Origin of the sequence: Phenylobacterium sp., assembly GCF_025351295.1 — a bacterium.
Classification (GTDB): Bacteria; Pseudomonadota; Alphaproteobacteria; order Caulobacterales; family Caulobacteraceae; genus Phenylobacterium.
The window spans coordinates 1-2,199 of the sequence record NZ_JANXWD010000070.1 but is presented as its reverse complement, the minus strand read 5'-3'; the positions used below and the strand labels follow the sequence as shown (position 1 = coordinate 2,199).

Here is a 2,199-nt window from a genome sequence, read left to right as displayed (position 1 = left end):
GGCCGCGATCCCGTTCGACTTCGAGCTCGTCGATCTCGGCGACCCTGAGGCGGCGGCGCGCTACCGGACGATCTCGCCGTTCGGCAAGATGCCGGCGATCGATGACGGCGGGGTCGTGGTCTGGGAGTCGACCCTGGTGATCGACCATCTGGCCCGCACGCACCCCGCCGCCGGCGGCCTGCTGCCGCGCGGCGGGGCGGGCGAACTGGAGGTGCGCCTCTGGGACCGCGTCTTCGACCTCTATGTATCCAGCAACATGCAGAAGATCGTCGGCGACCGCCGGCGGCCGTCGGACCAGCGCGACCGGATGGGGACCGACCAGGCCCGCGCCGACCTGCGGACAGCCTATGCGCTGATCGAGGCGCACATGGCCGGGCGCGTGTGGGCTGCGGGTGAGGCGTTCACCCTGGCCGACTGCGCCGCAGCGCCGGGGCTCTACTACGCCCAGCGGGTCGAGCCCTTCGATCCGGGGCATCCGAACGTGGCGGCCTATTTCGAGAGGCTCCTCGCACGCCCGTCGTTCGCGCGTGTGCTGGAGGAAGCCCGGCCCTACCTGCACATGTTCCCGGAGGAGCCAGGCTAAGGGCTGGGTTGACCCCGGTGGCGGCTCGTGAGCGGTTGGCGCCAGGAGTGTGGATGCCGGCTTTGAAGCACGCAGCGATCGGTGCGGCCCTTGCGGCGCTGCTGGCGGCGGCGTCTGCGCACGCCCAGCCGCCGCCGGTCATCGGGATACCGCCCCAGACGGCGCCGGCCGCCGGCGGGTGCGCGCCGACCGGCCTGTTCCGCGCCGTGGTGCGCAATGTCACGCCGGGCCTGGCGGCCGCCGACCGCGCCGCCCAGCCCCGGACCCTCTGGCGGCAGGGCGCGAAATACCTGCGCAGCGAGGAACAGCCCGACCCGGCCAGCGGCAGCCAGGGGGTGTTCATCGTCGCCGAGCCGGACATCTGGGTGCTGGACCAGTCCACGCGCTCGGGCCAGCACTCCACCGACCCCGGCCCGGAGCTGGAGGTGCGCGCGCCGATCCTACCGCCGTCGCTGGACACGCCGGCCCCGTTCCGGACCCTGGAGTTCGGCTGCGAGGGGGCCTTCGTCGCCGCCTACGCGCCACGCGCCCAGCGCTTCGTGCCGTGGGGAACCACCGTGGCCGGGCTGCACGCCGTGACCCTCGGCGACCACAGTCTGGCGATCCTGATGGACGACCGGCGCGGCGCGCCATTGATGATCAGCTACATCCGCCAGGGCCGGCCGGTGCTGGTGCTGCGCTACGACGACTATCGCGGCGAGCAACCGGAGCGGCCAGGCGTGTTCGCGCCGCCGAAGGGCTTCCAGATCACCGAAGCCAAGGGCCAGCCGCCCCCGCTGAAGCTAAATTGAGAAGCTGACGCCGCAGCCGCAGCTGGACTTGGCATTGGGGTTGCGGATGCGGAACTCCGCCCCGGCCAGTTCGTCGACATAGTCGATCACCGAGCCTTTGAGCAGGGCCAGGGAGATCACGTCCACCAGAGCCGCCGAACCATCGCACTCGACCTTCAGGTCGTCGGGCTGGATCTCGTCGACCAGGTCGAACTGGTACTGGAAACCCGAGCAGCCGCCGCCCTCCACCGCCACGCGCAGCATCACGGCGCGGCCTTCCTTGGCGCCGATCGCCTGGATACGCTGGGCCGCGGACGGCGAGAGGGTCAGGTCTGTCGTGGTCATGGCGTGTTAGACGAATGTCCTCGCTGGCCTATATGAGGGCCTGAGCGGCTTCGACCAAGGGGCCATGACTTAGATCGGTCAAATGGCTTCAAGTAATCCGCCTTCCGTCTCGGGCCGCGCCCTGTTCGCCGAAGACCCCGCCGCGTCGCGAGGCCGCAAGGTTCCCGAGCCGCACAGCCGCACGCGGACCGACTTCGCCCGCGATCGCGACCGCATCATCCACTCCACCGCCTTCCGGAGGCTTAAGGAAAAGACCCAGGTGTTCGTGGCCCACGAGGGCGACCACTTCCGCACCCGGCTGACCCACTCGCTGGAAGTGGCCCAGATCGCCCGGTCGCTGGCCACGGCGCTCGGCCTGGACCCCGATCTGGCCGAGACCATCGCCCTGGCCCACGACCTGGGCCACCCGCCGTTCGGCCACGCCGGCGAGGACGAGCTGCAGGTGCAGATGCAGGGCTTCGGCGGCTTCGACCACAACGTCCAGACCTTCCGGGTGGTGAC

Annotated in this window: 4 protein-coding genes; 3 read left to right on the top strand and 1 reads right to left on the bottom strand. The window is 70.7% G+C overall.

Annotated elements, in window-relative coordinates; genetic code table 11:
* The coding region (locus tag Q0R13_RS10705) for a glutathione S-transferase family protein (RefSeq protein WP_293903611.1) at positions 1 to 583 on the top strand (583 nt) is incomplete at its 5' end.
* A 53-nt stretch (positions 584 to 636) separates the two neighbouring features.
* Positions 637 to 1,374, top strand: a complete 738-nt coding sequence (locus tag Q0R13_RS10700) for a hypothetical protein (protein ID WP_293903608.1) — start codon at positions 637 to 639, stop codon at positions 1,372 to 1,374.
* Here the strand turns inward: Q0R13_RS10700 and erpA are convergent.
* Positions 1,366 to 1,698 (bottom strand): iron-sulfur cluster insertion protein ErpA, encoded by a 333-nt coding sequence (gene erpA / locus Q0R13_RS10695; protein WP_293903605.1) that lies wholly within the window; start codon positions 1,696 to 1,698, stop codon positions 1,366 to 1,368. The genes Q0R13_RS10700 and erpA overlap by 9 nt on opposite strands.
* Positions 1,699 to 1,780: 82 nt before the next feature.
* Here erpA and dgt point away from each other — a divergent pair.
* On the top strand, positions 1,781 to 2,199 hold a 419-nt coding region (gene dgt, locus Q0R13_RS10690; protein WP_293903602.1), incomplete at its 3' end, for a dGTP triphosphohydrolase.

Coding starts and splice junctions, on each gene's coding strand:
- Q0R13_RS10700 (WP_293903608.1), top strand. CDS start 637: ATGCCGGCTTTGAAGCACGCAGCGATCGGTGCGGCCCTTGCGGCGCTG.
- erpA (WP_293903605.1), bottom strand. CDS start 1,698: ATGACCACGACAGACCTGACCCTCTCGCCGTCCGCGGCCCAGCGTATC.